The sequence below is a fragment of the Xanthomonas sp. PPL134 genome, assembly GCF_040595915.1.
Lineage (GTDB): Bacteria > Pseudomonadota > Gammaproteobacteria > Xanthomonadales > Xanthomonadaceae > Xanthomonas_A > Xanthomonas_A indica.
Map to the genome: position 1 here is coordinate 274,793 of NZ_JAMDLL010000003.1, position 26,924 is coordinate 301,716.

The following is a 26,924-nucleotide window of genomic DNA, read 5'->3' on the forward strand; positions in this document are numbered from 1 at the left end:
CAAAGACGGCGGCGGTGCCGGGGCACCGCCGCCGCCTGCGCTTTACCAACTGTAGTTGACGTTGGCGTAGGCGAAGGCGCCATTGAAGCCGAACGGCGAGGAGGTGCTGTACGGCAGGTAGGTGCGGGTGCCGGCACCGGCGCGCGAGCGGTCGGGGTACTCGTTGAGCACGTTGTCGCCGCCGACAGTCACGCGCCACCGACCCAGGGTGTAGGCGGCCGACAGGTCCAGCGTCCACTTGGCCGCATAGGTCTGATCGGCCGCGGGCGTGGTGCCGAAGTCGGTGAACTCGCCCCAGCGCGTGGCGGTGGCGGTGAAGGCCCAGGCGCCGGGCGACCACACGCTGCTCAGGAAAAACTTGTCGCGCGGCGAGCCGCGGGTGATGCGGCCGATCTCGGCACGGCCGATGCGCACCGCGGTCGGGTCGATCGCTTCCAGCACCGCCGGGTTGCCGGCAATCTTCTCGATGTCGGTCTTGTTGTAGTTGTAGCCGGCGGTCAGATCGAGGCTGCTGGCGGGCAGCGCCAGCTTGTAGGTGCCGATCGCGTCCACGCCCTGGGTCTTGGTATCGATGGCGTTGGTGAAATAGCGGCCGCCGCCGATGCCGGCGTAGCCGTTGCCCTGCAGGTAATTGCGCACGGCCGTGGAGGTGAGGTTCTCCGAGAGCACGATGCGGTCGTCGATGTCGATGCGGTAGGCGTCGAGGGTGATGTACAGCGCGTCCACCGGCTGCAGCACCAGGCCCAGGCCGTAGTTCTTGGACTTCTCGGCCTTCAGCGGTTCGGCGCCGAGCGCGATCGCCGCCGGGTTGTCGGTGCGGAAGGTGCCGATCTCGAACGGCGTGGCGGCGATGCTGCCGTCGGGCTGGGCGACGTTGATGAAGTTGGTGGCGACCGACTGGAAGTACTGCTGCTGCAGCGAGGGCGCGCGGAAGCCGGTGGAGACGGTGGCGCGCAGCGCGACCTTGGGGCTGAAGGCATAGCGCAGCGACAGCTTGCCGGTGGCGGTGTCGCCGAAGTCGCTGTAGTTCTCGTAGCGTCCGGCCAGGCCGGCGGAGAACTTGTCGGTGATGTCGCCTTCCAGGTCGAGGTAGGCCGAATAGCTGTTGCGGTCGTAGTGGCCGGAGTCGCTGGGCTTGAAGCCGGCGAACACCTGCGCGCCCGGCAGCAGGGTGCCGTTGGCCGAGGGGATGCCGCCGTTGACGTAGGACGCCGGCGCGCCCGGCGATTCGTTGAACTTCTCGCCGCGCCATTCGGAGCCGAAGGCCAGCGTGAGCGGGTAGGCCAGGCCGACCTCCAGCGATTTGCTGAAGTCGGCGTTGAGCACGTTCTGGGTGACCTGCAGCGCGCCGGCATAGAACTCGGTGGGGCTGGCCAGGCCCAGGCTGTTGTTGAGGCTGTGGCGCACGTCGAAACTCAGATCGTTGCGGCCGTAGTTGTAGCTCAGGTCGATGGCCAGGCCGCCGGCGGTGCTGGACTTGACCCCACCGACCCAGGACACGTCCTTGCTGACGTTGTAGATCTGCGGCAGGAAACCGTCCGGGTAGATCTCCGGGCGGTTGCGGTTGTCGCCGGACCAGCGGAAGTAGCCGTTGGACAGCACTTCGCGGCGGCTGAGCATCGCGTAGGAATAGAAGGTGATGTAGTCGGCCGGGCTGTACTGGCCGTTGTAGGAGAACGCACCCTGGTCGACGTCGGGGTCGCCGTAGCGCTGCTGTACCTGGCCCTGGTACGGCGTGGCGCGGTCGGTCTGGTCCTGGTGGCCGGCCTGCGCAGCGAAGTGCACGCTGCCGGTCTCGGCGAAGGTGAGCCCGGCATCGCCGGAGAGCTGGTACTGCTCGCCGTCGCCGGCGCTGTACTTGCCGTAGCGCGCGGCCAGGCTGCCGCCGCTGCCGCTGCCCTTGAGCACGATGTTGATGACGCCGGCGATGGCGTCGGAGCCGTATTGCGCCGAGGCGCCGTCGCGCAGCACTTCGATGCGTTCGACCGCGGCGATGGGAATGGTGTTGAGATCGGCCGGCGACGAGCCGCGGCCCTGCGCGCCGTTGAGGTTGACCAGGGCGGTGGTGTGGTAGCGCTTGCCGTTGACCAGCACCAGCACCTGGTCCGGCGAGAGCCCACGCAATTGCGCCGGGCGCACCGCGTCCGAGCCGTCGGTGATCGCCGGGCGCGGGAAGTTCAGCGAGGGCACCGCGCGCGACAGCGCGGTCGCCAGTTCGGTGGTGCCGGTGGACTGCAGCGTTTCCGGCGCGATGATGTCGATCGGCGAGGCCGATTCGGCCACGGTGCGGTCGGCCACGCGGGTGCCGGTGACGATGACGGTGTCCAGCGTTTGCGCGTTGCCGGTGGTCTGCGCGTGGACGGAAACGGCGGACGTGGCCACGCACAGGGCGACGGCGTGTGCGAGCGGAGTGAGCGTGCGCGTCATGGGGGAGGCGGCTCCAGTAGTGGGGGAGTGCGTCGCTGCATGCGCGCTCCCCTTGTCCCCTGGCGGATGCGGCGACGCCCGCTAGGGATTACCGGTTGATGTCAGCGGAGTCAATATTCCGTTAAACACGATGCTGCGGTTGCAATTGCAACCACCGCTGCAGGCATTGCGGCAGCGCAGATCCGCGGATTTGCCGGAGTTGTAGACAAAATGGCCGGGCACGCGCGACGGCGCGGTGCCTGCGCCGTGCCTGCGCGGGATCGTGTGCGCATCCTGCGTGACGCTGCGGGCTGCGCGGCCGTGAGTTGCGGGCCACGTGACCGCGGGCGTCATCCTGTGGATTGACCGCGGCGGCGTTGCCATAGGTGGTCGCCAGCGCGCGGCTGGTCGTTTCAGCAACATCGTCCGCTTCGACGCGCTATCGATGAAGCGTCGCGGCTGAAGCCGCTCCTACGGGTGTCACCGCGTATGCTGCGGAGGCAGGCCGGCGCGTGCGGTGCGTTCGTCTCGTGCCTTGATGACGCGATGGAGAGGCACGCAGGCGACGGTGGTGGCGAAGTCACCATCTCCAGCGGTTGTCGCTGGGTTGAGCCAGGGGAGATGCCGTGCGGCAACGTCGTTCGCGTTTGGTACGTTCGCGTTTCGTAGGAGCGGCTTCAGCCGCGACCCATGCGCGATCGCGTCGCGGCTGAAGCCGCTCCCACAAAAGCCTAGGCAGGCGAACACGTCGCAACCGATAAATTGCCGATCCCGAATCCCGAATCCCGAATCCCGAATCCCCAATCCCGGCCCCAATCCCCAATCCCCGCCCCAAAAACAACGGCCCGGAAACCCGGGCCGTCGTCATGCCGCATAACGTAGGCGCCATCCACGCCCGGGCCGCGATCACCAGCGGTAATTGATCCGCCCGTACACGTAGGCGCCGTTGAAGCCGTACGGCGAGTAGTTGCTGTACGGGAGCATGCCGTAGGTCGAGTTGATCAGGTTGGCGGTCTTGTCCGGGTACTGGTCGAACACGTTGTCCGCGCCCAGCGTCAGCGTCCAGTTGGTGCTGGGCTTGAAGCTGGCCGAGGCGTCGACCACCCAGTCCGCGCCGTAGGTCTGGTCGCGCGCGGCGGTGGCCGAATTGCGCACGGTGAATTCGCCGTAGCGGGTGGCGGCCAGGCTCAGGTCCCACTTCGGCAGCTTCCAGGTGCCGCTGAGGATCAGCTTGTCCTTCGGATAGCTGTCCTCCAGGCGGCCGATCTCGTCGCGGCCTAGCGTGGTCTGGGTCGAGCCGATCGCGGCCAGCGCCTGCGGCTGGGTCACCGCATGGGTGATGTCGGTCTTGCTGTAGCCGTAGCTGGCGGTGAGGTCCAGCGTGCTGGCCGCGAACGGGATGCTGTAGGTGCCGACCACGTCGACGCCGCGGGTGCGGGTGTCGGCGGCGTTGCTGAAGTAGCGCACGCTGGTGACATTGCTGTAGCCGAGCTGGCGCAATTGCGCCAGCACCGCCGCATCGTTGAGATTGGACGACAGCAGGATGCGGTCGTCGATCTCGATCTGGTACGCGTCCACGGTCAGGTACAGGCGCTCGACCGGCTGCAGCACCAGGCCCAGGCTGTAGGACAGCGAGGTCTCGGCCTTCAGCGGCGCGGCGCCCAGCGCCTGGGCCACGGCGCTGTTCACCGGGAAGGTGCCGGATTCGAAGAAGCTGCCGTTGATGTAGCTGCTGGTCACCGCCTGGTACTGCTGCTGCGCCAGCGACGGCGCGCGGAAGCCGCTGGCGACGGTGCCGCGCAGCGCCACCTTGTCGGTGAACGCATAGCGCGCCGACAGCTTGCCGGAGGTCTTGCTGCCGAAGTCCGAGTAGTCCTCGTAGCGGCCGGTGAGGCCGGCGGAGAACTTGTCGGTGAGGTCGGCCTCCAGGCCCGCGTACACCGCGTAGTTGTGGCGGTCCGAATGCACCGCGTTGAGCGGCGCGAAACCGGCAAAGCCCTGCGCACCGCCGGTGGTGCCGGTGTACGAGGCCGGCTCGCCCGGCGACTGGTTCCACTTCTCCTGGCGGTATTCGGCGCCGAAGGACAGCGTCACCGGATAGGCCAGGCCCCACTCCAGCGGCTGGGTGAAGTCGGCGTTGACCGCGTTCTGGGTGTACTCCAGCGCGCCGTCGTAGAAGCGCCGCGGGCTCTCCGCGCCGAGGCTGTAGTTGATGCTGTTGGCGGTGTGGAAATCGACCTTGTTGTAGCCGTAGTTGTAGCTGATGTCCCAGGCGAAGCCGCCGGCGGTGCTGCCCTTCAGCCCGGCGACCAGCGAGCGGTCCTTGGAGTACTGCTCGATCTGCGGCACGTAGCCGTCGGGATACACCTGGGCCAGCAGCGCGGTCTGGCCGCTGTGGTTGCGCGAGCGGTAGAACGCGAACGAGGTGATGTCGCGGTTGCTGGCGATCGCGGTGGCATAGCCGGTGAGGTGGTCGCTGAAGCGGAACTCGCCGTTGGCCGAGACCGCGGTGGCGTCGACCTTGGGATCGCCGTAGACGAAGGTGGTCTGGCCGATGCCGGGATAGTTGCCGGTGTTCGGCGCGGTGCCCTGGTACGGGCCGGCGCGGTTGGTGGCGTCCTGCTGGCTGATCTGCCCGGCCACGTGCAGGGTGCCGCGGCCGTCGCCGAAGCCGACCCCGGCATCGCCGGAGAGTTGCGACTTGGCGCCGTCGCCGGCCGAATACTGGCCGTGCTCCACCGCCAGGCTGCCGCCTTCGCCGGCGCCCTTGAGCACGATGTTGACCACGCCGGCGATGGCGTCGGAGCCGTACTGCGCCGAGGCGCCGTCGCGCAGCACTTCCACCCGCTCGATCGCGGCGATCGGGATCGCGTTGAGATCCACCGCCGAGGCGCCGCGGCCGATGGTGCCGTTGACGTTGATCATCGCCGAGGTGTGGCGGCGCTTGCCGTTGACCAGCACCAGCACCTGGTCGGGCGAGAGCCCGCGCAACTGCGCCGGGCGGATGCCGCTGGTACCGTCGGTCAGCGCCGGGCGCGGGAAGTTCAGCGAGGGCAGCGCGCGCGACAGCGCGGTCGCCAGTTCCGAGGTGCCGGTGGCCTGCAGCGCCTCGGGGGTGATGATGTCGATCGGCGATTGCGACTCGGCGACGGTGCGGTCGCTGACGCGGGTGCCGGTGACGATCACCGTGTCCAGCGTGCTGGGCGCGTCGGCGGTTTGGGCGAAGGCGGAGGGAGCGGCGAGGGCGGCGAGCACGGCGCTCGCCAGCAGCGACAACGGACGGTTCATGAAAACTCCAGCAGGTGCCGAAACGGCAGGCGGGGCGCGGCGGCTGGCATGGCGGGCCGCGTCCCAAGGGGCGTCTTATTATTTTTTAACATGCGTGCTGCGTCGCAGGATGCAAGCGCATGTTCTTATTCCTTTACGTTCTAAGTCGCCCGCGCCGGAGCATGGCCGCGCCCCTGCAGCCATGCCGCGTTCCCTGGCTGTCTCAGAAGCGGTAGCTCACCCGCCCATACCAGTAGCGCCCGTTGAAGCCGAACGGCGATAGCGGCGAGTACTGCAGGCCGTTGGGGCGGTCGTCGTAGATGTTGTTGAGGGCGGTCCGGGTCGGGTACTGGTTGGTGACGTTGTCGGCGCCGACGGTGAAGGTGAGGTCGTGCCAGGCGTAGCTGGTGGACAGGTTGAGCAGCCAGCGCGCGGCGAAGGCCTGGTCCTGGCTGCCGTCGGCCTCGTCGCCACGGCGGGTGATGGCGCCGTAGCGGGTGGCGTCGCCGTGCAGGGTCCAGCCGGCCAGGGTCCAGTCGCCGCTGAGCACGTACTTGGTGCGCGGGGTGGCGTCGGTCAGCAGGCCCTGGCTGGCGCGGCCGAAGTTCGGATCGGAGATCTCCAGGATCTCGATCTTGTTGTAGTTGGCGCTGAAACTGAGGTTGAGGGTGCCGGCGCGGTCGAGGTCGAGCAGGTAGTTGTTCACCCAGTCCACGCCGCGGGTGCGGGTGGTGGCGCCGTTGACGAAGAACTGCGCGGCGCTGACCTGGCCGATCGGTTCGGCCAGCGAGATCTGGTCCGAATACAGGATCTGGTCCCAGATGCGGATCTGGTACAGGTCCAGGGTGGCGTTGAAGCCGCCGCCGGGCTGCCAGACCACGCCGACGCTGTAGTTGGTGGATTTCTCCGGGGACAGCGGCTTGGCGCCGAGCGCGATGGCCACCGGGTCGGAGGTGCGGTAGGTGCCGATCTGGCTGAGCACGCCGTCCACCGGCAGGGTCACCACCGAGGCGTAGTTCTGTTGCGCCAGCGAGGGCGCGCGGAAGCCGTTGGAGAGCGTACCGCGGACGGCGAAGGCGTCGTTGAGTTGGTAGCGCGCCGACAGCTTGCCCGAGCGGGTGGTGCCGGCATCGCTGTAGTCCTCGTAGCGTGCGGCCACGCCGCCGGACAGGCGCTCGCTCAGGTCCGCTTCCAGGTCGGCGTACACCGCCTTGCTGTGGCGCTGGAACCGCCCGGCCACCGAAGGCGACAGGCCGGGAAACACCTGCGAGCCGCCGGGGTAGGGCGCGCCGGTCTCGGGGTTGATGGCGTTCGGGTCGAAGTAGATCGAGGTGGGCGAGCCGGCCACCACGGCGTACTTGTCCTGCCGGTACTCGGCGCCGAAGGCCAGGTTCACCGGGTAGGCCAGGCCCCAGTCCAGGGACTTGCTGAAGTCGGCGTTGAGCGCGTTCTGCTCGTTGCGGAAGCCGCCGGCGTTGAAGCGGGTCGGCGAGGCGCCGGTGCTCCAGTACAGGTTGGTGTTGATGGTGTTGCGCAGGTCGAAGGTGACGTCGTTCTTGCCGTAGTCGGCGGAGACGTCCCAGGTCCAGCCGTTGTCGGTGCTGCCCTTGACGCCGAGCACGGCGGCGCGGTCGTTGGACGGGTTGTAGATCTGCGGCAGGTAGCCGTTGGGATAGACCGCCTGCACGTTGCGGTCGCTGTTGTCCCAGGCGCGGTAGTAGCCGTTGGACAGCACCTCGCGGCGGCTGAAGGTGGCATAGCCGTACAGGTCGACGTGCGGGGTGAGCGCGTAGCCGAAATTGACCAGCCCCTGGTAGGTCTTGACCGCCGGGTCGCCGTAGCGCTGGTAGGGAACGCCGCTGGGGTTGGCGGCGCCGGCGAGGGTGGTGGCCTTGTCGGTGTTCTCGGCCCGATTGGTGTTCATCGCGTTCTGGTAGTTCCACGACACCCGCACCCAGCCCGGCGCCTCGCCGTCCGGCGCGCCGCCGAAGGCCAGGCCGTAGGAGCCGTCGATGCCGTTCTGCGCGCCGTCACCCTTGTCCATGATGCCGCCGTTGACCGCGACGCTGTTGCTGCCGGCCTTGGCGCCGTGCTTGAGCACGATGTTGATGACACCGGCGATGGCGTCGGAACCGTATTGCGCCGAAGCGCCGTCGCGCAGCACTTCGATGCGCGCGATCGCCGACATCGGGATCGAGTTGAGGTCGGCGGGCGCCGAACCGCGGCCGACCGAGGGGTTGTAGTTGACCAGCGAGGTGGTGTGGTAGCGCTTGCCGTCCAGCAGCACCAGCACCGCATCCGGCGACAGGCCGCGCAGGGTCGCCGGGCGCAGCGCGTCGTTGCCGTCGTTGATCGCCGGGCGCGGGAAGTTCAGCGACGGCAACAGCTTGCCGAGCGCGCTGGCGAGGTCGCTGGCACCGGTGGCCTGCAGCGCCTCGGGCGCGATGATGTCGATCGGCGATTGCGATTCGGCCACCGTGCGGTCGGCGATGCGGGTGCCGGTGACGATGATGTTGTCCAGCGTGGTCGGTGCCTGCTGGGACTGGGCGAGGCTGTTGGCGGAGGCGAGCGCGAGCAGGACGGCACTGACGAGGGGGAGGCGGCGTTGCGTCATCGGGCGGAGACTCCAGTGGCTGGGGGATTGGCGTGGGTCTGGCGATTTCCGGTGGGGGCGGGTGAATGCTGCAGTGCAGCGCGTGCCATCGGATTGAAATCCGTTTTTCACGCCGACGCGTATACAAAAATGGACCTGGGTCGGATTTTTGCGGCGCCCCGGAGGCGGCCCCGGACCGCGCCGGGTGGCCTCGCGGGTGGGCCGCCGCGGGCGAAGCGGCTACACTTCCGCCTCGCTAGCCGAGTGCCCTGCCTTGATTTCCCTACGTAATTTCGCCTTGCGCCGCGGCGAGCGGCTGTTGCTGTCCAATGTCGACCTCACCCTGCATGCCGGTTACCGGGTGGGCGTGGTCGGCCGCAACGGGGCCGGCAAGTCCAGCCTGTTCGCGGCGGTGAAGGGCGAACTGGAGGCCGACAAGGGCGACGTCGACCTGCCCGGCAAGGTGCGCATCGCCAGCGTCGCCCAGGAGACCCCGTCGCTGCCGGACCCGGCGCTGAGCTTCGTGCTCGGCGGCGACACCGCGGTGGCCGCGGTGCTGGCCGAAGAGGCCGAGGCGACCGCGCGCGAGGACTGGGAGGCGGTTGCCGCGGCGCACACCAAGATGGCCGAGATGGGCGCCTACGATGCCGAGGCGCGCGCCGGCAAGCTGCTGCACGGCCTCGGCTTCCCGGCCGAGACCCACCAGCGCGCGGTGTCCTCGTTCTCCGGCGGCTGGCGCGTGCGCCTGAACCTGGCGCGCGCGCTGATGATGCCCAGCGACCTGCTGCTGCTCGACGAGCCGACCAACCACCTCGACCTGGACGCGGTGTACTGGCTGGAGCAGTGGCTGCTGAAGTATCCGGGCACGCTGCTGCTGATCTCGCACGACCGCGAGTTCCTCGACAACGTCGCCACCCACACCCTGCATCTGCACAACGGCGGCGCCAAGCTGTACACCGGCGGCTACACCGATTTCGAGCGCCAGCGCGCCGAGCAGTTGCGCCAGCAGCAGATCGCGCACGAGAAGGAGCAGGCCGAGCGCGCCCACCTGCAGAGCTTCATCGACCGCTTCAAGGCCAAGGCGTCCAAGGCGGCGCAGGCGCAGAGCCGGATGAAGCGCCTGGAGAAGCTGGCCGGCACCGAGGCGGTGCGCGCTGAGCGCGAGTTCCGCATCGAGCTGGCGCCGCCGGCCAAGCTGCCGTTCTCGCTGATCCGCCTCAACCACGCCGAGGCCGGCTACGGCGCGGACGCGGTGATTCTGCACAACGTCGGCTTCGGCCTGGAGGCCGGCCAGCGCATCGGCCTGCTCGGCCCCAACGGCGCCGGCAAGACCACTCTGGTCAAGACCCTGGTCGGCGAACTGCCGCCGATCGCCGGCGAGCGCATGGCGCATCCGGACCTGCGCATCGGCTACTTCGCCCAGCACACGGTGGAGTCGCTGCACGAAGGGCAGTCGCCGATGGACCACATGCGCGAGATCGACAAGGAGGCCAGCAACCAGGCGTTCCGCGATTTCCTCGGCAAGTGGAATTTCCCCGGCGACCGCGCGTTCGAGCCGGTCGATGGCTTCTCCGGTGGCGAGCGCGCGCGCCTGGCGCTGGCGCTGATCGCCTGGCAGCAGCCCAACGTGCTGCTGCTCGACGAACCGACCAACCACCTCGACCTGGAGATGCGCGAGGCGCTGGCCGAAGCCTTGAGCGATTTCGAGGGCGCGATCGTGATGGTCTCGCACGACCGCCACCTGATCGGCCTGGTCTGCGACACGTTCTGGCGCGTGGCCGACGGCGTGGTGGAGCCGTTCGACGGCGACCTCGACGCCTACGCCGCGTGGCTGCGCACGCGGCCGGCCGCGCAGGGCACCAAGCAGAAGCTGGCCGAGGCCGCGCCGACCCCGCCGCCGCCGGTCAAGCCGCTGCCGGCGAAGAAGCCGCCGAACCCGCACAAGCTGGCCGCCGCCGAGAAGCGCGTGGGCGAACTGGAAGCGACCCTGGCCGAGCTCGACCGCCAGCTCGCCGATCCCAAGCACTACGCCGATGCGGAGAAGATGGCGGTGCTGGGCCGCGAGCGCGAGGCCGCCGCGCGCGACCTGGCCCAGGCCGAGCAGACGTGGATGGAATTGATCGACGGCGCCTGAGGCGTTGCGCTGCGGCGGCCAGGCGTGCCCCACGTCCGGCTGTGCGTCCCTTACTCCCGGCCCGCGTCGGTCACGCCCTCAGGGAGAGACGACGATGATCAGCGGCAACATCCGCCTGGACGATTACCGCGCCGCGCAGCGTCTGCATTATCGATATCGCTTGCGCCGCGCGCTGATCGTGGTGGGTGTTGCGTTCGTGCTCGGCTTGGGGCTGCTGTTGTTTACCGCGCCCGGGTCCTTGGCGAGCATGCTGGGCACGCTGCTGCTCGGGGTTGGCTGCGGTGGCCCGATCTGGCTGGGGCTGTGGTAAGGCTGGGTGTTGCCGAGCAAGCTGTTGTTCCTCTATGCGCAGCAGGAGCAGCTGCAGCATCGCTACACCTATGCATGGGACGAGGCGGGCATCCGCATTACCTGGCCGAACGGCGAGGTGCGCCGCCGCTGGCGCGATTACGTCCGCTATCGCGAGAGTCCGCAGGTGTTGCTGCTGTACCACGATGCGCGCGCGTTCGACGTGGTGCCGACCTCCTGGTTCGCCGATGCCGCGCAGCGCGATGCGTTCCGGCGGCTGGCGGCGCGGGTGGGGACCGGAACCGGCAGGCGCAGCGTATAGCAGGCGCCGCGCTTGCGGCCTGCGCGGGATATGCATGAGATGTGGATGTCCGTGCCTGGTTCAGGCACGGCGGGAGCGCGAGCGGGACCCCTGTGGGAGGGGCTTCAGCCCCGACGTCTCACCCCCCCCAGCCAGCGGAAAGCTCTACCCGGAAGGGCGATGGTCGCGCGTGGAGAGGCGCAACTCGGCTTCTAGTAATTCGATCAGCAGTGGAGGTGTTGGCTCATGTGTCAGACATTGCCAGTGGTTCCTTCTTCCCGCGGGAGAAGGTGCCCCTAATGGTCGGATGAGGGTGCGGGAACCTAGGGAGTCGGAGCAGCCGGCCGTGCGTGCCGGCCTACCCTCACCCCAACCCCTCTCCGGGTGGGAGAGGGGCTTCAATCGCTTCTTGACGCGTCTCCAGGCGAGGCCAGAGCGCGAGAGCGCCGATCTGTAACGCTCAGGCGGCGGCGCTGGCCACGACCAGCAGGCCGCCGGCGATCGCGGCCCAGTCCAGCGGCATGCGCGAGCGCAGGCTTTGCAGCGAGGGGCGGGCGGTCGGCGTCGGCCGCAGGCCGGCCTTGAGCGCCATCAGCGCCAGGCCCGCGGCGCTGAGCGCCCAATGCCACTCGCTGGCGCCGCCACGCAGAAAGTAGGCCAGATGCAGGACACACAGGCAGCTCAATGCGGCTGCCAGCACGACGTCACGCGAGACCAGGCCCGGACGGGCGGTCAGGACAACACGGTTCATCAGCATGTTTCCCCCTGAACGGTGAGCGCCATCCCCGGCGCACATTGTCACTGCGACGAGGATCATATTTCGGGCCTGGACGGCCGCCAAGCGGCAGTGCACAAATTCTTCACATTGCTGTCAGACCTTGCTGGTAGGACTAGCAAAGCACGTGCCGGATGGGCGGCGAGTGGGCTGGGGGCGCGCGTGCAGCGCTGGCGGCGCCGCTCAATCCGGGCGCAGCGCCTGCTCGGCCAGCAACCATTCGCGCAGGCGTCGCCCGGCGTCGCTTTCCGCGCGCGAGCGCAGCCGGGTCAGCCAGTATCGGCCCAGGTCGATCCGGGTGGCGAACGGACAGACCAGGCGCCCGGCGTCCAGGTCCTGGGCGAACAGCCGCAGTGGCAGCAGGGCCACGCCGTGGCCGGCCGCGGCGATGCTGGCCAGGGTCAGCGAGGCGTCGCAGATCGGGCCGCCCGCCTGCACCTCGGGCGCGCCGGCGGCCTGCAGCCAGCGCGGCCATTCGTCCTGCCGGTAGGAGCGCAGCAGCGTAGTCCTGGCAAGGTCGGCGGGCGTGCGCAGCAGCGGCGCCAGCGCTGGCGCGCACACCGGCGCGAATGGCGCATCCAGGATCGGCGTGGCGTGCTGACCCTGCCAGTCGCCGTCGCCGAAGCGGATCGCCAGGTCCAGGCCTTCGCCGGCCAGGTCGACGCGGTTGTTGTGGGTGTACACGCGCAGTTCGATATCCGGATGCGCGGCATGGAAGGCGTCGAGCCGCGGCAGCAGCCATCCGACCGCGAAGGTGCCGACCACGCCCACGCTCAGGGTCTCGCGGTAGCGGCCGCCGGCGAAGCGCTGCAGCGTCCCGGCGATGCGGTCGAAGGCCTCGGTCAGCACCGGATGCAGGCGCAGGCCCTCGTCGGTCAGGGCCACGCCGCGCGGCAGACGCTGGAACAGGACCACGCCCAGGCGCGCCTCCAGGTGCTTGATCTGGTGGCTCAGCGCGGCCTGGGTCACGCACAGCTCGGCGGCGGCACGGGTCAGGTTCTGGTGCCGCGCCGCGGCCTCGAAGGCGCGCAGGGCGTTCAGCGGCAGGTGCGGGCGGGTCATCGCCAGGTATCAATTCGGCTCATGGGTGCGATTGAATAACCTCGCTGGTGGGGGCGGGTCAATGCGGACATCATCCTGGCTCCCGACGGAGGTGGACGATGCTGACGAGACGACGGTTCCTGCAGGGCGTGGGCATGGGCGCGAGCCTGCTGGCGGTGGCTGCGGTACAGGCGAAAACGGTGCAAAACCCAGCGCAAACGCTGCAGCAGCGGCTGGCCGAGATCGAGCGCCGCAGTGGCGGCCGGCTCGGCGTGAGCCTGCTCGACGGCAGCGGCGCGACGCTCGGCGGACAGCGCCAGGACGAGCGCTTCCCGCTGTGCAGTACCTTCAAATTTCTATTGGCGGGGGCGGTGCTGCAGCGGGTTGATCGCGGCGAACTGGCCCTGGAGCGGCGCCTGCCGGTGCGCAAGGCGGATCTGCTGGCGTATGCGCCGGTGTCCGAGCGCCATGTCGGCCGCACGCTCAGTGTGGCCGAGCTCTGCCAGGCGGCGATGATCTACAGCGACAACACCGCCGCCAACCTGCTGTTGCCGCTGGTCGGCGACCCGCCTGGCGTGACCCGCTTCCTGCGTGCGCTGGGCGACGCGCAGACCCGCCTGGACCGCAACGAGCCAAGCATGAACGACGTCGTCGCCGGCGATCCGCGCGACACCACCACGCCGGCGGCGATGGCCGCGACGATGCGCACCCTGCTGCTCGGCGAGGCACTGCAGCCCGCGTCGCGGCAGCGCCTGATCGCCTGGATGCGCGACAACCGCACCGGCAATGACTGCTTGCGCGCCGGCCTGCCGGCGGATTGGCGGATCGGCGACAAGACCGGCAGCAACGGCACCGATACCCGCAACGACATCGCCATCGTGTGGGCGCCGGGGCGGGCCACGCCGCTGTTGCTCACCGCGTATCTCAACGGCGCGACCGTCGACAGCGCCGCGCGCGATGCGGCGCTGAAAGCGGTGGCGCAGGCGGTGGTGGCGTCGCTGCCTGCGCAGCCGCTGCGTACCGGCTAGGCGGCATTGCGCGCGCTGTATCGCCTGCGTTCGCCGCAATCGCGCCGGATGCAGGTCGCTCTTCCGTAGGAGCGGCTTCAGCCGCGACGGGCTTTACCGGGAAGGTCCGTCGCGGCTGATCCCACAAACGGGGACAACAGCCATTCCTGCCGGACGCCGCTGGCCATCACTGGCGGCGCCATCGTGCCGATGCCGCGCGCGATCGCCTTCGCTGCACCCAACGGCCACAGCCGCCGCGGCCGTGCGCCCTGCGCGTGCGGTCCCATCCATTCCCCATCCTGTTCGGAGCGTCCCATGCGTCGATTCGTGTGCTGTTCCTTGGCCATCGCCCTCGGTCTGTTTGCCCACGCCGCGCAGGCGCGGGTGTGGGAGCCCACGCCGGGCCACGTGCAGGTGCCGATCTGGCCCGGCGCGGTGCCGGATGCCTTGCCGCATCCGAAGCCGGAATCGGCCGGACCCGGTCCGGGCAAGCCGTGGTGGCCGGCCATCCACGACGTCAGCCGGCCGACCATGACCGTGTACCCCGCGCAGGGCCACAACACCGGCGCCGCGGTGGTGGTGTTTCCCGGCGGCGGCTACCAGATGCTGGCGATGGACCTGGAGGGCACGGAGATCTGCGACTGGCTGACCGCGCGCGGCATCACCTGCGTGCTGTTGAAGTACCGCGTGCCGAACTCGGGACCGACCTGGGTCGATGGCCATCGCTACTACCCCAAGGTCCAGACCGCGCTGCAGGACGCCCAGCGCACGCTGGGCCTGGTGCGCCAGCAGGCCGCCACCTGGGGCGTGGACCCGCACAAGATCGGGGTGATGGGCTTTTCCGCCGGCGGCCACCTGGTGGCCGCGGTGAGCACGCACTTCGCCCAGCGCACCTATCCGCTGGTGGATGCCGCCGATCGCGTCAGCTGCCGCCCGGACTTCGCCATCGCCGTGTATCCGGGCCATCTGTGGGTGCACGAGGACGAGGATGCCGACACCCGCGATTTCACCGATCTGGCCTTGCGTCCGGACATCCGCGTCGTCGCCGACACCCCGCCGACCTTCCTGCTGCAGGCCCAGGACGATGATGTGGACGGCATCTCGCAGGTACTGGCGTACTTCGTCGCGCTCAACCACGCCGACGTGCCGACGGAAATGCATATCTACGCCAAGGGCGGCCATGCCTTCGGCCTGCGCGCCGAGACTCTGCCGATCGCACAGTGGCCGCAGCTGGTGGAGACCTGGCTGCGGACGATCGGGGTGCTAAAGAGCCGGGATTAGGGATTCGGGATTCGTAACAGCCGGGATTGGGGATTCGGGATTGGCAAAAGCGTGTCGGCGCGCGGATTGCGCTTTCACGAATCCCAAATCCCTAATCCCCAATCCCGGACGTTGTCACGAATCCCCACTCCCGACTCCCCAATCCCGCCCGCCTCCGGCGGGCTCCTGATACAGCCGCGCCGGTCCGCCCATCGCCGGATCGCTGATGCCGGGCTTGCCGTTTTCCGCGCGCCCGGCCAGGCGCTGGCGGGCGTTGTCCTGGACCAGCCACAGGTCGTACCAGCCGCCGCTCGGCCTGGCGTTCCAGCGCATGCGCTGCTCGGTGCCCGGTGCCAGCGTCACGCGTTGGCGGGGTTGTACCTGTGCGTAGGCGGCCGGTTCAAGCGACACGCTGAGTGGCGCGGTCCCAGGATTGCGCAACAGCAGGCACAGCGCCTGCGCATCGTCCGGGTCCTGGGTGATGTCGGCCTGCAGCAGCGGAGCGCTCAGGTCACCGCGGTAGTGGCGATGGAAGCCGTTGGGGCCGAGCAGCCACAGATCGTAGTCGCCGTCGTAGGTGGTCCAGGTGCCGTCCAGCGTCGCGCCGGCGCCCACCGTGTAGCGGCGCGGGAGTGCGGCCAGGTCGTAGCGGTCGTAGACGTGCAGCACCGCCGCCGCCCCGGTGTTGGCCATGTGCAGTTGTACCTCGCCGCGTTCGCGTCCGTACTGCAACTGCACCGTCGGCCGATACGGCAGGGCACGCGCGCGGCGCACGCCGAACGCCTGGCGCGGCGCCTGCACCTGCGCTGGCAGCGGCGGCAGTGCGTGCTCGCGCAATGCGGCGGCACGCGCTGCCGCCGCGCGCACGTCGGGCAGGTCGGCGACGAACGGGCGGGTATCGGCCTGGCGGAAATCGAAGGCGTCGAGCAGATCGCCGCAGACCGCGCGGCGCCACTCGCTTACGCCGCTGGCGGCGACGCCGAAGCGGCGCTCCAGCAGGCGCAGCACCGAGGTGTGGTCGTAGACCTGCGAATCCACCCAGCCGCCGCGGCTCCACGGCGAGATCACATACAGCGGCACGCGCGGGCCGAGGCCGTAGGGACGCCCGCGCAGTTCCGGCGGGTCGGCCTTGGCGTCGCCCGGCGCCGGGTGCAGGTGGTATTCGCCGTCGGTGTCGACGCTGGAAGCGCCGGCCCGGCCGCCGGCCGCAGACGGGTCGGGCGAAGGCGGCGCCGGTGGCGGCACGTGGTCGAAGAAGCCGTCGTTCTCGTCGAACATCAGCAGCAGCGCGGTGCGCGCCCACACCTTGGGGTCGGCGGTCAGCGCGTCGAGCACGCGCGCGGTGTAGGCCGCGCCCTGCGCCGGGCTGGACGGATCGGGATGCTCGCTGCCGGCGGCGTCGGCGATGATGAAGCTCACCGACGGCAGCCGCGCCGCCAATACATCTTCGCGCAACTGGGCCAGGCTGCGGCTGGAGACGCCGCGTGCGCGCAGTTGCGGATCGTGCCCGGGCGCACCGCGCCAGGCCGCGCGGAACGGCGCGAAGCCGGCCAGCGGGTTGTCGGTGAAGTTGTCGGCCATGTCCTGGTAGATCTGCCAGGACACGCCGGCCTGCTGCAGCGCCTCGACATAGCTTGGCCAGCGGTAGTCGTCCGGGTCGCCGCCCAGTTCCGGGAAGTTGTCGTGTGAGTTGGCGATGACCGGGCCGCCGGCGCGGGCGTGCGGATCGTTCTGCCCGGTCCACAGGAACACGCGGTTCGGATTGGTGCCGGCCTGGATCGCGCAATGGTAGGCATCGCACACGGTGAACGCCTCGGCCAGGGCGAACTGGAACGGCAGGTCGTCGCGTTCGTAATAGGCCAGCGCGTGGTCGCGCTTGGCCGCCGGCCACTGGCCCATGCGGCCGTGGTCCCAGGCCTGCTGCGCGTTCGGCCAGGTGTGCGGCGTGCCTTGCACGCGCATGGTCGCGAAATTGTGCGCGGTGCGCAGCGGGAACGGCGCCAACTGGCGGCTGCCGTCGGCGCTGGGTTGCAGCCAGACCGTGCGCGGGGCGATGCCGGGCAGCGTCGGTGCCGGGATCGGGAAGCGGTCGCCGAAGCCGCGCACGCCGGGCAGGCTGCCGAAGTAATGGTCGAAGGCGCGGTTCTCCTGCATCAGGATCACCACGTGCTGCAGGTCGTCGAGGGTGCCGCTGCGCACGTCCGGGGCGATCGCCGCGGCGCGGGCGATGCTTGGCGGCAACAGGGCGGCGGCGCTGGCGGTGAGGCCGGCGCGGAGCAGCCGGCGGCGGGTCTGGTCGGTCATGGTGGTCCGGGAAAACGCAACGCGGCGGCGGCCGGGAGCGGCCGCCGCCGCGAGACTGCCACGGCGCCGGTTACAGGTCGACCGTGAAGGTCAGGCCGACGGTGCGCGGCGGCGCGATGAAGGCGCTGTCGCTGCCGTCCACGCCGTTGAGGTAGCGCTTGTCGGTGAGGTTGCTGATCACCAGGTCCAGCCTGGCCTGCTGCAACTGCGGCGACAGCCCGCCCAGGGCGATGCCGAGATTGGCGTCGAAGGTGGTCACCGCATCCAGCGCCGCGCTGTTGGCCGCATCCAGGTAACGCCGGCCGAGGTAGCGGCCGGACAGGCCGCCGTGCCAGCGCTCTCCCTGCCAGTCGGCCGACAGCACCAGGGTCTGGCGCGGCTGGCCGATCACCTGCGAGCCCGGCGCGATCTCCAGCGCCTGGTCGCGCGCGGCGTTGCCGCTGCCCAGGTAGGTCGCCTTGTTGTAGGTGTAGGCGCCGTTGAGCCGCCAGCCGTTGTCCCAGGCGTAGCCCAGCGCCAGTTCAACGCCGCGCGCGTGCACGCCGCCGAAGTTCTCGTAGACGCCGTCGGTCTCGCCCAGGTAGTCGATGCCGGTGACGAAGTTGGCCGGCACGTAGACGATGCGGTTGTCGAATCGGATGTCGTACAGGGTGATGCTGCCGGTCAGCGGCCAGCGGCTCATGCGCAGGCCCACCTCGATGTTGTCGGCGGTTTCCGGCTTGACCTTGCTCAGCACCAGCGGATCGGTCTCGCCGAGCACGCCGGAGGGGATCGCGGCGAAGTTCTGCGAGAAACCGGCAAAGGCCTCCACGCCCTTGAGCGGCGTGGTCCAGGTCAGGCCGGCGGAGAACAGTGGATCGGAGTGCGAATCCGATTCGATGTGCGCCGCGTCGCCGATGCGGCGGTCGCGGGTCTGGTCGACGAAGAACTGCTTGACGCCCACGCGCCAGGCGAAGTCGCCGTAGCGCATCATGTCCTCGGCGTAGTACATCTGCTCGTCGGTGCGGTAGTCGTCCTTGAACTGCACCCAGTACGGCACGTGATCGAAGGCGATGTTGGTGCCGACGTCGAGCAGGCGGTGCCAGTCGCGGGTGACGCTGCGGTCGTAGCGTTCCAGCCACATGCCGCCGCGCACGGTGTTGTGCAGTCCACCAAAGTCCTGCGCCCATTTCACGTCGGCGGTGACGCCGCCGCGCTGGTTGTCGTAGTGGCTGTGGCGGTAGGACTGCACCGGCAGCGAGCCGGCCGGATAGCAGGCCGGGTTGGACTCGGCGGGCAGGGTCGCGGTGTCGGCGCAGCCCGGCAGCATGCTCGCGGCCGCGCCGCCCGGGGTGACGAAGTAGAGCTTGCCCAGCGCGCTGCCGCCGTACACGGTATGGCCGCCGGTGTATTCGGACTCGGGCTGGCCCGCGCCGTCGTTGGTGACGTCGACCAGGTACGGCGGAATCCAGTCGCCACGGCCCTTCATGCGGTGCGCGTAGCCGGTCAGGGTGGCCTTGAAGCCGTTGCCGCCGTCGAACAGGCCGCGCAAGTAGCCGAAGGTGTTCTTGCGCAGCGCGCGCGAGCCGGAGCGGTAGTTCTGGTCGTAGTAGGGGATGCCGGTGAGCTTGCCGGTGAGCAGGTCGTGGTCCGGATCGGTGGCGAACTGCGCCGGGGTGACGCTGCTGTATTCGGATTCGTTGGCATCGTCGTAGGACAGGTAGCCGCTGAGCGTCCATGCGCCGAGGCCGCTGACGAACTTGCCGGCCAGGTGGTCGCGGGTGGTGTGGCCGCTGCCGTCGATCCAGTCGTCGTTGCTGGCATGCGAACCGCTGACCCAGGCGCGGGTGCCGCCGAGGTCGCCGCTGTCGTAGCGCGCGTAGTACTTGCGCGCCTGGTTGTCGCCGATGCCGAAGGCCATGCGCACGCGCTGCTGGTCCAGCGGTTCGCTGGTGAGGAAGTTGAGGGTGCCGCCCAGCGCTTCGTTGGAGCGCGAGGCGATGTCGGCGGTGCCCTGGCTGACCTCCACCGTCTCCAGGTCCAGCGTGTCGATGAAGCGGTTGGCCTTGGAGCCGCCACCGTAGGCCGAGCCGCCGTTGGGCACGCCGTCGATGGTGGTGCCGATCTGCTGGTCGTCGCGGTTGGTGACGAAGCCGCGCATGCTGATCTGCGTGCCCCAGTCGGAGGAGCCGAACGCGTCGGCCTCGGTGGCGATCACGCCGGGCAGTTCGTTGAGCGCGTCGTTGACGCTGCTCATCGCGAACTGGCGGTCCAGCGCCTCCTTGCTGACGTTGATCTTGGCGTAGGTGGTGGCCTGGCCGAGCACCTGCACCTGGTCCAGGGTCGAGACCCGGTCGCTGCCGTCGGCAGGCGCGGCGGGCTCCGCTGCGTTGGCGGCCTCGGCGGCGTGGGCGGAGGCGATGCTGGCGGCCAGCGCCAGGGCCAGCAGGGTTGGGGCGGGGGTGCGGAAATACGCCGAAACGGTCATCGGTTGCGTGGCTTGCGTGAGGGGCGCTCATGGTCCGATCGAGCGGTTTCGTGCATATGACCGGGATCTTGCGGATCCATGCATCATGCGCAAATCGGCATGAATCGAGACAGGGCGATGTCGCGAGCCACGCGCAGCGGCAACGGGGGAGGGGCTGCGGCCGAGGCGGAGCCGTTGCGTTTGCGCGGCTGTCCGTTAGGGCGTTCGCGTGCGCGGCGTATGCGCCGCAGGCAGGGAATGCCTCGCGTGGACGCGCCGCTGCACGCAGACGCTATGCAGGGCCCGCGACCGCAGCCGGCGCTTCGCCGTGATGGCGCACAACACGGGCGAACCGGCATCATCGCCGCTGCCGCCGCCGGCGGGCCCGCATTGGAATCTCCTGCCCGATGAGCCACGAACTGATCTACCTGCTGCTGATCTTCGCCCTGCTGGTGATCCCGCGCGCGCTGCAGCGCTTCAAGATGCCGGCGCCGCTGACCTGTCTGCTGTTCGGCATCATCGCGATGCTGGCGATGGGGCCGCGCGCGCACGACCCGGTGGTGACCCTGCTGGCCACGCTCGGCATCTCGTCGCTGTTCCTGTTCGCCGGTCTGGAAGTGGACCCGAAGGCGCTGCGCCGCGGCCTGTGGCCGCTGCTGCTGCACCTGGTGGTGCGCGGCGGCACCCTGTTCGGCGTCGGCTGGCTGGCCTGGCGCTACGCCGCGCTGCCGTGGCAGGCGGCCGGATTGCTGGCGCTGGCCCTGCTGACCCCATCCACCGGTTTCATCATCGAGTCGCTGGGGCGGCTGGGGCTGGACGAGGAAGAACGCTTCTGGGTCACCAGCAAGGCCATCGCCGGCGAACTGCTGGCGCTGGCAGCGCTGTTCGTGATCCTGCAGGCCGGCGATCCCTGGCAGATGGGCCTGTCCAGCCTGGCGCTGGTGGCGATGCTGGTCGGCCTGCCGCTGCTGTTCGTGGCCCTGGGGCGCTGGGTGGCGCCGCAAGCGCCGGGCTCGGAATTCTCGTTGCTGGTGATGGTCGGCCTGATTGCCGCCTACATCACCTATTCTCTGGGCGTGTACTACCTGGTCGGTGCGTTCATCGCCGGGCTGGTGGCGCGGCTGCTGCGCCAGCGCATGCCGCTGCTGGCCTCCGACGAGAACCTGCAGGCGGTGCGCCTGTTCGCCTCGTTCTTCGTGCCGTTCTACTTCTTCAATGCCGGCACCAAGGTGCCGAGCGGGGCGCTGAGCCTGCAGGCGCTGGGCCTGGGCCTGGCCATGACCGCCTGCGTGCTGCCGCTGCGCATCGGCATTCTGTGGCTGCAGCGGCGGGTGCTGTTCGGCGAAGGCGCGCGCAGCAGCCTGCGGGTGTCGCTGGCGCTGTCGCCGACGCTGATCTTCACCCTGGTGCTGGCCGGCATCCTGCGCGACCGCTTCGCCATCGCCGACGCCCTGTTCGGCGCCCTGCTGCTGTACGCGGCCCTGACCACGCTGCTGCCGGCGCTGCTGCTGCGCATGCCGTTCGACGTCAGCCCGCTGGAAGCGGCGCCGGCCGCGCCGGCGGATGCCGCGTCGGCGCAGGCACCGACGGCGCCGGACGCGCCGGTCGCCGAGGCGCCGGTAGCGGAGGCGCCAACGCCGCCCGTGGGCGCGCCGGAGACGGCGCCGCGGCCCCAGCCCGGGCCGGCATGAGCAAGAGCGCTTGAAAGCCGGCGTGCGGCCCCCATACTGGCCGCCTCCGTTGCTCTCGCGTTTTTGCCGCCATGCCGATCTACGCTTTCCAATGTGCCGCATGCGGTCACAGCTTCGACCGCCTGCAGAAACTGTCCGATCCGGATCCTGAGACCTGTCCGTCCTGCGCCGCCCCGACGGTCAAGCGCCAGCTCACCGCACCGGCGTTCCGCCTGTCCGGCAGTGGCTGGTACGAGACCGACTTCAAGAAGGACGGCGACAAGAAGCGCAACCTCGCCGAGTCGGGCAGCACCGGCGGCAGCAGCGAGGCCAAGCCCGCGGCTGCACTTGCGTCCGACGCCCCGGCCAAGCCGGCGGCTGCCGCCGCCCCGGCGCCGGCGCCCGCCGCGGCCAAGCCTGCGGCGACCTGAGTCCCGCCCTTGCCAAGCCGCGCCAGGCGCGCGGCTCATCGTAGGAGCGGCTTCAGCCGCGACCAGGCATCACCCGGTCGCGGTCATCCAAAAGCGGTACGAGCCGCCCCTGGAAATCGACGTCTCACGCCGGCGTCGGGCCGCCCGACATCGCGGGCGGCCCGCATTCGCCTTGCTCAACGCGCGCCGAAGCGTGCCCGGCAGCCGCCGTTGACCCACACCGTATTGCCTTCGTAGCCCCAGCTGCGGCCTTCCGCGCAGGTGGTGCCCGACAGCTGTTCGATCAGCACCGGGCGGCCCTGGCGGCGGTCCCAGGCGCAGGTGCGCAGGCGCTTGTCGTCGCTGCTGCAGGTCACCGTGTAGCCGCTGTCCAGCGGCGGCCGGCCCGGTCCCCAGCCACCGCCACCACCGCCGCGGCCCGGGGCGAACTCGCCGCGGCAGCCGTCGTCGACCCACACCGCGCCATCGCGCGAGCCCCAGGTGCTGCCCTCGATGCAGCGGGTGTCCGACAGCTGGCGTACCAGCATGGCGTTGCGCCAGCCGGTCGGGCACACGCGCTGGCGCTGGTCCTGGCTCTCGCAGCGCACGGTGCCGGCCGCGCCACCGCCGCCACCGCCCCAGTTGCCGCCCCAATCGCCGCGACCTTCGACGAAGCGGCCGCGGCAGCCCTGGTCCACCCACACCACGCCCGGCGCCGAGCCCCAGGTACGGCCCTCGATGCAGGGCGAGTCGGAGAGGGTGCCGACCAGGCGGGCAGGCCCGCGGAACGGGGTTGCGCACTGTTGGCGGCGGCGATCGTTGCTGGAGCAGGCGACGGTGCGGCCGTCGAAGCCCGGTTCCTGCCGCCAGCCGCCGCCGCTGCCGCGCAGCGAGGTGGCGATGTCCTGCTGGATGTTGCCGAAGCCCCAGCCGCGGTCGATCTGGTCCAGGTAGAACTCGAGCTGGTCGACGGGAATCTGCCGGCCGCGCGACTGATCGGCGTATTCGCGCTCGATCACCCGGACCCGGCCGGGGATCGACAGTTGCCGCAGGTCCTGCGGGGCGTAGGCGCGGGCGCTCTGGGCCGCGGCCGGGGCGCTGGCCAGGGCCAGCGCGGCGATCACCAGCCAGGTGCCAAGGGGCTTCAACATGGGTTCTCTCCTCCCCGTGAATGGTGCGCGGACTATAGCCGCAGGCCAACTTAAGCCAGGATGAGTCATGCGCGATTTGCCCGGGCCGACGCGCCGCCGCAGAATACCGGGCTTGCCGGCGCCTTCTGCGCCGGCCGCCCCCTGTTTGGAGCTAGCGATGCGTACCCACTTCTGCGGCCTGGTCGACGAGACCCTGATCGGCCAAACCGTCACCCTGGCCGGCTGGACCGACGTGGCCCGCAACCTCGGTGGCGTGTGCTTCATCGACCTGCGCGACCACGAAGGCATCGTGCAGGTGATGGTGGAGCCGGAGAACGCGGAGGTGTTCAAGGTCGCCGCCAGCCTCGGCTACGAGGACGTGCTGCAGGTCGAGGGCGTGGTGCGCGCGCGGCATGCGGTCAACGACAAACTGCGCAGTGGCAAGGTCGAGGTCATCGCCACCGCCATCACCGTGCTCAACAAGGCCGCGCCGCTGCCGTTCCACGCGCACGAGAACCCGGGCGAGGAAACCCGCCTGAAGTACCGGTATCTGGACTTGCGCCGTCCGGAGATGCAGCGCATGCAGCGCACCCGCATCAAGCTGGTGCAGGCGCTGCGCCGCTACCTGGACGAGCGCGGCTTCCAGGACATCGAGACCCCGATCCTGACCAAGGCCACCCCGGAAGGCGCGCGCGACTTCCTGGTGCCGGCGCGCATGCACCCGGGCGAGTTCTACGCGCTGCCGCAGTCGCCGCAGCTGTTCAAGCAGATCCTGATGGTGGCCGGCTTCGACCGCTACTACCAGATCGCGCGCTGCTTCCGTGACGAGGCGCTGCGTGCCGACCGCCAGCTCGAGTTCACCCAGCTCGACATGGAGTTCGCCTTCGTGCGCGAGCGCGACGTGCAGGACTTCGTCGAGGCGATGGTCCGCGCCATCTTCAAGGAGGTGGTCGACGTCGAACTGGCCGCCGAATTCCCGCGCATGACCTGGGCCGAGGCCATGCGCCGCTACGGCTCGGACAAGCCGGACCTGCGCATCGCGCTGGAGCTGACCGACGTGGCCGAGCTGGTCAAGGACAGCGACTTCGCGGTGTTCAGCGCCGCGGCCGCCGATCCCGATGGCCGCGTCGCCGCGCTGCGCATTCCCGGCGGCGCCAGCCTCTCGCGCAAGCAGATCGACGAATACGCCGCGCACGCCGCCAAGTACGGCGCCAAGGGCCTGGCCTACATCAAGATCGCCGACAGCGGCGAGATCAGCTCGCCGATCCAGAAGTTCTTCGGCGAGGCCGCGTTCGCTGCGCTGCTCGCCCACGTTGGTGCGGGCAACGGCGACATCGTGTTCTTCGGCGCCGGCGCCTACGGCAAGGTCTCCGACTTCATGGGCGCGCTGCGCCTGAAGGCGGGCAAGGACTTCAACCTGGTCGCCGAGGGCTGGCGGCCGCTGTGGGTCACCGATTTCCCGATGTTCGAGTGGGACGAGGAGGCGCAGCGCTACGTGGCCCTGCATCACCCGTTCACCGCGCCGGCGGTGGACGACATCGCCGAGTTGCGCACGCACGCCAAGACCGCGGTCTCGCGCGGCTACGACATGGTGCTCAACGGCAACGAGATCGGCGGCGGTTCGATCCGTATCCATCGCCCGGACATGCAGAGCGCGGTCTTCGAGCTGCTCGGCATCGGCGCCGAGGAAGCGCGCGCCAAGTTCGGCTTCCTGCTGGATGCGCTGAACTACGGCGCGCCGCCGCACGGCGGCATCGCCTTCGGCATCGACCGCATCGCCGCGCTGATGGCCGGTACCGAGTCGATCCGCGACGTGATTCCGTTCCCCAAGACCACCGGCGCGCAGGACCTGATGACCGACGCGCCGTCGCCGATCGCCGACGCGCAACTCGCCGAGGTGCACGTGCAGGTGCGCCCGCAGGCGCAGTGATCCCGTTCTTCCAACCGTAGCAGGCCGACACATGAGCGAGACCGCATTCAATCTGGAGTGGGAAACCCTCGGCAACGAGGGCGCAGTGGAGGCCATCGTCACCCAGCGCGCGCGCGTGTTCGGCGGCTGGTTGGTGCGTGCCGGCAGCGGCGCCAACGCGCCGCTGGCGTTCGTGCCGGATCCGGAAGGCCGTTGGGACGGCGAGGATTTCGGCGAGGACGATTACGAGTACGAGGAAGACGACGAGGAAGAAGAGGACGAGGAAGACGGCGACGACGAGGACGAGGACGAGGACGAGGACGAGGACGACGGCGAAGAGTCCGACGCCGACGCCGCGCACCCGGCGCGCTGAGCCGTGCTGATTCGCCGCGCCACGCCGGACGATGCCGCTGCGGTGACCCGCATCGCCGCGGCCACCTTCTGCGAAACCTTCGGCCATCTGTATCCGGCGCAGGACCTGCAGGCCTTCCTCGACGAGGCCTATTCGCTGGAGCGCGCCCAGGTGGTGCTGGCGCATCCGGACTACGCGATCTGGCTGGTCGAGCACGACGGCGCCGTGGTCGGGCACGCCGCGGCCGGTCCCTGCGGCCTGCCGCATGCCGAGGTGCGTCCCGGCGACGGCGAACTGAAGCGGCTTTACCTGCTGCGCGCACACCAGAACGGCGGCTGGGGCGCGCGGCTGTTCGAGACTGCCCTGGCCTGGCTGGAACGCGACGGCCCGCGCACGCTGTGGGTCGGCGTGTGGTCGGAGAACCTGGGCGCGCAGCGTTTCTACGCCCGCTACGGCTTCGAGAAGGTCGGCACCTACGAGTTCCCAGTGGGGCAGGTGCGCGACCTGGAATTCATCCTGCGTCGGCCGCCGCGCGCGGCCTGAGGCCTGCAGCCGGGCACGGCCCGGCGCCGCCACGTCGACACCGCGGCAACGCAGGCGCGCTAGAGTGCTGGCCTGTCCAGCCTGCAGGAGAACGCGTCATGTTCCGACCGTGGATGGGAATCGCCGCCGTGTTGCCGTTGCTGGCCGCGTGCGCGCCGCCGGCCAGACTGCAGCCGGCCAGTGGCGGGCCGACCGTGCAGGGCGATGGCCGCTGCAACGTCGAGGCCGTAGCCTGGGCGGTCGGCCAGGAGGCGACCCAGGCGACCATGAGCCGGGTCTGGAAGGAGAGCGGCGCCGGCGTGGTGCGGCCGATCGCCCCTGGTCAGGCGGTGACCCGCGATCTGCGCCTGGATCGGCTCAACGTGTTCCTGGATGGCAGCAATCACATCGTCCGCACCACCTGCGGTTGAACCGCGCATGGCCGCGCCGCAGGTGCTGTTGCTGCATGGCATCTGGAACGCGCGGCCGTGGCTGTTGCCGCTGGCGCTGCGCCTGCGTCGCGATGGCTGGTGCGTGGCCAGCTTCGGCTATTCGACCGCGTTCGGCGGCGCCGAGGCCGCGCTCCCGCGGCTGCATGCCCGCATCGAACGTATGGCCGCCACCGGTCCGGTGGCGCTGGTCGGGCATAGCCTCGGCGGCCTGATCGCCTTGCAGGCCTTGCGGCAGGCGCCCTCGCTCCCGGTGACCCGGGTGGTGTGCCTGGGCAGTCCGCTGGCCGGCAGCGCCGCCGCGCGCGCACTGGCGCAACGGCGGCTCGGATTGGCGCTGGGCCGCAGCGCAGCGCTGTTGCAGCAGGGCGTGGCGCCTTGGGATGGGCCGGCCGAGGTCGGCATGGTCGCCGGCACCGTGCCGCGTGGGCTGGGCGCGCGCTTCGTTGCGCTCGGCCCCGAGTCCGACGGCAGCGTGGCCCTGGCGGAAACCCGCGTGCCCGGCCTGGGCGATCACTGCCGGGTCCGCGCAAGCCACAGCGGCCTGCTGTTCTCGGTACAGGCCGCGCGGCAGACCGCCGCGTTCCTGCGCGACGGCCGCTTCGCCACCTGAGCGGTGCCTGCCAGAACCCGGCGTCCTGTGGCGCCAGCCGCGCCGCG

General features: G+C 69.9%; 20 protein-coding genes. 12 read left to right on the top strand and 8 right to left on the bottom strand.

The features are described from left to right. Positions 1 to 42: 42 nt before the first annotated feature. The 3 genes from M3U25_RS09075 to M3U25_RS09085 form a co-directional block, all read right to left on the bottom strand. Positions 43 to 2,427, bottom strand: coding sequence for a TonB-dependent receptor (locus M3U25_RS09075; RefSeq protein WP_355498161.1), 2,385 nt, complete (start codon positions 2,425 to 2,427; stop codon positions 43 to 45). A gap of 885 nt (positions 2,428 to 3,312) precedes the next feature. Continuing rightward, entirely contained in the window at positions 3,313 to 5,694 is a 2,382-nt protein-coding gene (locus M3U25_RS09080) for a TonB-dependent receptor (RefSeq protein ID WP_355498158.1), read from the bottom strand. A 202-nt stretch (positions 5,695 to 5,896) separates the two neighbouring features. After that, entirely contained in the window at positions 5,897 to 8,287 is a 2,391-nt protein-coding gene (locus tag M3U25_RS09085; RefSeq protein WP_355498155.1) for a TonB-dependent receptor, read from the bottom strand. A gap of 253 nt (positions 8,288 to 8,540) precedes the next feature. Here M3U25_RS09085 and M3U25_RS09090 point away from each other — a divergent pair, with 253 nt between their 5' ends. The 3 genes from M3U25_RS09090 (at position 8,541) to M3U25_RS09100 (ending at position 11,010) form a co-directional block, all read left to right on the top strand. After that, positions 8,541 to 10,400: an ABC-F family ATP-binding cassette domain-containing protein gene (locus M3U25_RS09090; protein ID WP_242080618.1), complete on the top strand. Its 1,860-nt coding sequence runs from the start codon at positions 8,541 to 8,543 to the stop codon at positions 10,398 to 10,400. 94 nt (positions 10,401 to 10,494) lie between these two features. After that, positions 10,495 to 10,710 carry a hypothetical protein gene (locus tag M3U25_RS09095; RefSeq protein ID WP_355498150.1) on the top strand — a complete coding sequence of 72 codons (216 nt, stop codon included), beginning with the start codon at positions 10,495 to 10,497 and terminating at the stop codon, positions 10,708 to 10,710. A gap of 6 nt (positions 10,711 to 10,716) precedes the next feature. Continuing rightward, a complete protein-coding gene (locus tag M3U25_RS09100) occupies positions 10,717 to 11,010 on the top strand; it encodes a YcxB family protein (RefSeq protein WP_355498147.1) in 294 nt (97 codons plus the stop codon). Positions 11,011 to 11,449: 439 nt separating this feature from the next. Here the strand turns inward: M3U25_RS09100 and M3U25_RS09105 are convergent, their stop codons facing one another. Both M3U25_RS09105 and ampR read right to left on the bottom strand, forming a co-directional pair. Continuing rightward, positions 11,450 to 11,740 carry a hypothetical protein gene (locus tag M3U25_RS09105; RefSeq protein ID WP_355498144.1) on the bottom strand — a complete coding sequence of 97 codons (291 nt, stop codon included), beginning with the start codon at positions 11,738 to 11,740 and terminating at the stop codon, positions 11,450 to 11,452. 207 nt (positions 11,741 to 11,947) lie between these two features. Then, entirely contained in the window at positions 11,948 to 12,826 is an 879-nt protein-coding gene (ampR, locus tag M3U25_RS09110) for a LysR family transcriptional regulator AmpR (RefSeq protein ID WP_355498141.1), read from the bottom strand. A gap of 98 nt (positions 12,827 to 12,924) precedes the next feature. Here ampR and bla point away from each other — a divergent pair, with 98 nt between their 5' ends. Both bla and M3U25_RS09120 read left to right on the top strand, forming a co-directional pair. Continuing rightward, the gene (gene bla, locus M3U25_RS09115) at positions 12,925 to 13,833 is read left to right on the top strand and encodes a class A beta-lactamase (protein ID WP_355498138.1); all 909 of its coding nucleotides are present in this window, start codon (positions 12,925 to 12,927) and stop codon (positions 13,831 to 13,833) included. A gap of 318 nt (positions 13,834 to 14,151) precedes the next feature. Beyond that, positions 14,152 to 15,093, top strand: coding sequence for an alpha/beta hydrolase (locus M3U25_RS09120; protein ID WP_355498579.1), 942 nt, complete (start codon positions 14,152 to 14,154; stop codon positions 15,091 to 15,093). A gap of 114 nt (positions 15,094 to 15,207) precedes the next feature. Here the strand turns inward: M3U25_RS09120 and M3U25_RS09125 are convergent, their stop codons facing one another. Both M3U25_RS09125 and M3U25_RS09130 read right to left on the bottom strand, forming a co-directional pair. Next, positions 15,208 to 17,376 carry a phosphocholine-specific phospholipase C gene (locus M3U25_RS09125; protein ID WP_355498135.1) on the bottom strand — a complete coding sequence of 723 codons (2,169 nt, stop codon included), beginning with the start codon at positions 17,374 to 17,376 and terminating at the stop codon, positions 15,208 to 15,210. A gap of 70 nt (positions 17,377 to 17,446) precedes the next feature. Next, positions 17,447 to 19,789: a TonB-dependent receptor gene (locus M3U25_RS09130; protein ID WP_355498576.1), complete on the bottom strand. Its 2,343-nt coding sequence runs from the start codon at positions 19,787 to 19,789 to the stop codon at positions 17,447 to 17,449. A gap of 440 nt (positions 19,790 to 20,229) precedes the next feature. Between M3U25_RS09130 and M3U25_RS09135 the strand changes: the two genes are divergently transcribed. Both M3U25_RS09135 and M3U25_RS09140 read left to right on the top strand, forming a co-directional pair. After that, positions 20,230 to 21,513 (top strand): cation:proton antiporter, encoded by a 1,284-nt coding sequence (locus tag M3U25_RS09135; protein ID WP_242080623.1) that lies wholly within the window; start codon positions 20,230 to 20,232, stop codon positions 21,511 to 21,513. Positions 21,514 to 21,584: 71 nt separating this feature from the next. After that, the gene (locus M3U25_RS09140) at positions 21,585 to 21,923 is read left to right on the top strand and encodes a zinc ribbon domain-containing protein (protein WP_355498130.1); all 339 of its coding nucleotides are present in this window, start codon (positions 21,585 to 21,587) and stop codon (positions 21,921 to 21,923) included. A gap of 176 nt (positions 21,924 to 22,099) precedes the next feature. On the opposite strand, the gene M3U25_RS09145 is transcribed toward M3U25_RS09140, so the two are convergent. Further along, complete coding sequence (locus M3U25_RS09145) at positions 22,100 to 23,053, bottom strand: DUF3011 domain-containing protein (protein ID WP_355498127.1); 954 nt, start codon at positions 23,051 to 23,053, stop codon at positions 22,100 to 22,102. 157 nt (positions 23,054 to 23,210) lie between these two features. Between M3U25_RS09145 and aspS the strand changes: the two genes are divergently transcribed. The 5 genes from aspS (at position 23,211) to M3U25_RS09170 (ending at position 26,877) form a co-directional block, all read left to right on the top strand. Then, positions 23,211 to 24,962 (top strand): aspartate--tRNA ligase, encoded by a 1,752-nt coding sequence (gene aspS / locus M3U25_RS09150; RefSeq protein WP_355498123.1) that lies wholly within the window; start codon positions 23,211 to 23,213, stop codon positions 24,960 to 24,962. A gap of 31 nt (positions 24,963 to 24,993) precedes the next feature. Continuing rightward, entirely contained in the window at positions 24,994 to 25,314 is a 321-nt protein-coding gene (locus M3U25_RS09155; RefSeq protein ID WP_355498120.1) for a DNA primase, read from the top strand. Positions 25,315 to 25,317: 3 nt separating this feature from the next. After that, positions 25,318 to 25,836: a GNAT family N-acetyltransferase gene (locus M3U25_RS09160; RefSeq protein ID WP_160946517.1), complete on the top strand. Its 519-nt coding sequence runs from the start codon at positions 25,318 to 25,320 to the stop codon at positions 25,834 to 25,836. A gap of 98 nt (positions 25,837 to 25,934) precedes the next feature. Beyond that, entirely contained in the window at positions 25,935 to 26,246 is a 312-nt protein-coding gene (locus M3U25_RS09165; protein WP_237473103.1) for an I78 family peptidase inhibitor, read from the top strand. 7 nt (positions 26,247 to 26,253) lie between these two features. Continuing rightward, on the top strand, positions 26,254 to 26,877 hold the full coding sequence (locus M3U25_RS09170) for an alpha/beta fold hydrolase (RefSeq protein WP_355498115.1): 624 nt from the start codon (positions 26,254 to 26,256) through the stop codon (positions 26,875 to 26,877). Positions 26,878 to 26,924 lie beyond the last annotated feature (47 nt).

Coding starts and splice junctions, on each gene's coding strand:
- M3U25_RS09075 (WP_355498161.1), bottom strand. CDS start 2,427: ATGACGCGCACGCTCACTCCGCTCGCACACGCCGTCGCCCTGTGCGTG.
- M3U25_RS09080 (WP_355498158.1), bottom strand. CDS start 5,694: ATGAACCGTCCGTTGTCGCTGCTGGCGAGCGCCGTGCTCGCCGCCCTC.
- M3U25_RS09085 (WP_355498155.1), bottom strand. CDS start 8,287: ATGACGCAACGCCGCCTCCCCCTCGTCAGTGCCGTCCTGCTCGCGCTC.
- M3U25_RS09095 (WP_355498150.1), top strand. CDS start 10,495: ATGATCAGCGGCAACATCCGCCTGGACGATTACCGCGCCGCGCAGCGT.
- M3U25_RS09105 (WP_355498144.1), bottom strand. CDS start 11,740: ATGAACCGTGTTGTCCTGACCGCCCGTCCGGGCCTGGTCTCGCGTGAC.
- ampR (WP_355498141.1), bottom strand. CDS start 12,826: ATGACCCGCCCGCACCTGCCGCTGAACGCCCTGCGCGCCTTCGAGGCC.
- bla (WP_355498138.1), top strand. CDS start 12,925: ATGCTGACGAGACGACGGTTCCTGCAGGGCGTGGGCATGGGCGCGAGC.
- M3U25_RS09125 (WP_355498135.1), bottom strand. CDS start 17,376: ATGACCGACCAGACCCGCCGCCGGCTGCTCCGCGCCGGCCTCACCGCC.
- M3U25_RS09135 (WP_242080623.1), top strand. CDS start 20,230: ATGAGCCACGAACTGATCTACCTGCTGCTGATCTTCGCCCTGCTGGTG.
- M3U25_RS09140 (WP_355498130.1), top strand. CDS start 21,585: ATGCCGATCTACGCTTTCCAATGTGCCGCATGCGGTCACAGCTTCGAC.
- M3U25_RS09145 (WP_355498127.1), bottom strand. CDS start 23,053: ATGTTGAAGCCCCTTGGCACCTGGCTGGTGATCGCCGCGCTGGCCCTG.
- aspS (WP_355498123.1), top strand. CDS start 23,211: ATGCGTACCCACTTCTGCGGCCTGGTCGACGAGACCCTGATCGGCCAA.
- M3U25_RS09155 (WP_355498120.1), top strand. CDS start 24,994: ATGAGCGAGACCGCATTCAATCTGGAGTGGGAAACCCTCGGCAACGAG.
- M3U25_RS09165 (WP_237473103.1), top strand. CDS start 25,935: ATGTTCCGACCGTGGATGGGAATCGCCGCCGTGTTGCCGTTGCTGGCC.
- M3U25_RS09170 (WP_355498115.1), top strand. CDS start 26,254: ATGGCCGCGCCGCAGGTGCTGTTGCTGCATGGCATCTGGAACGCGCGG.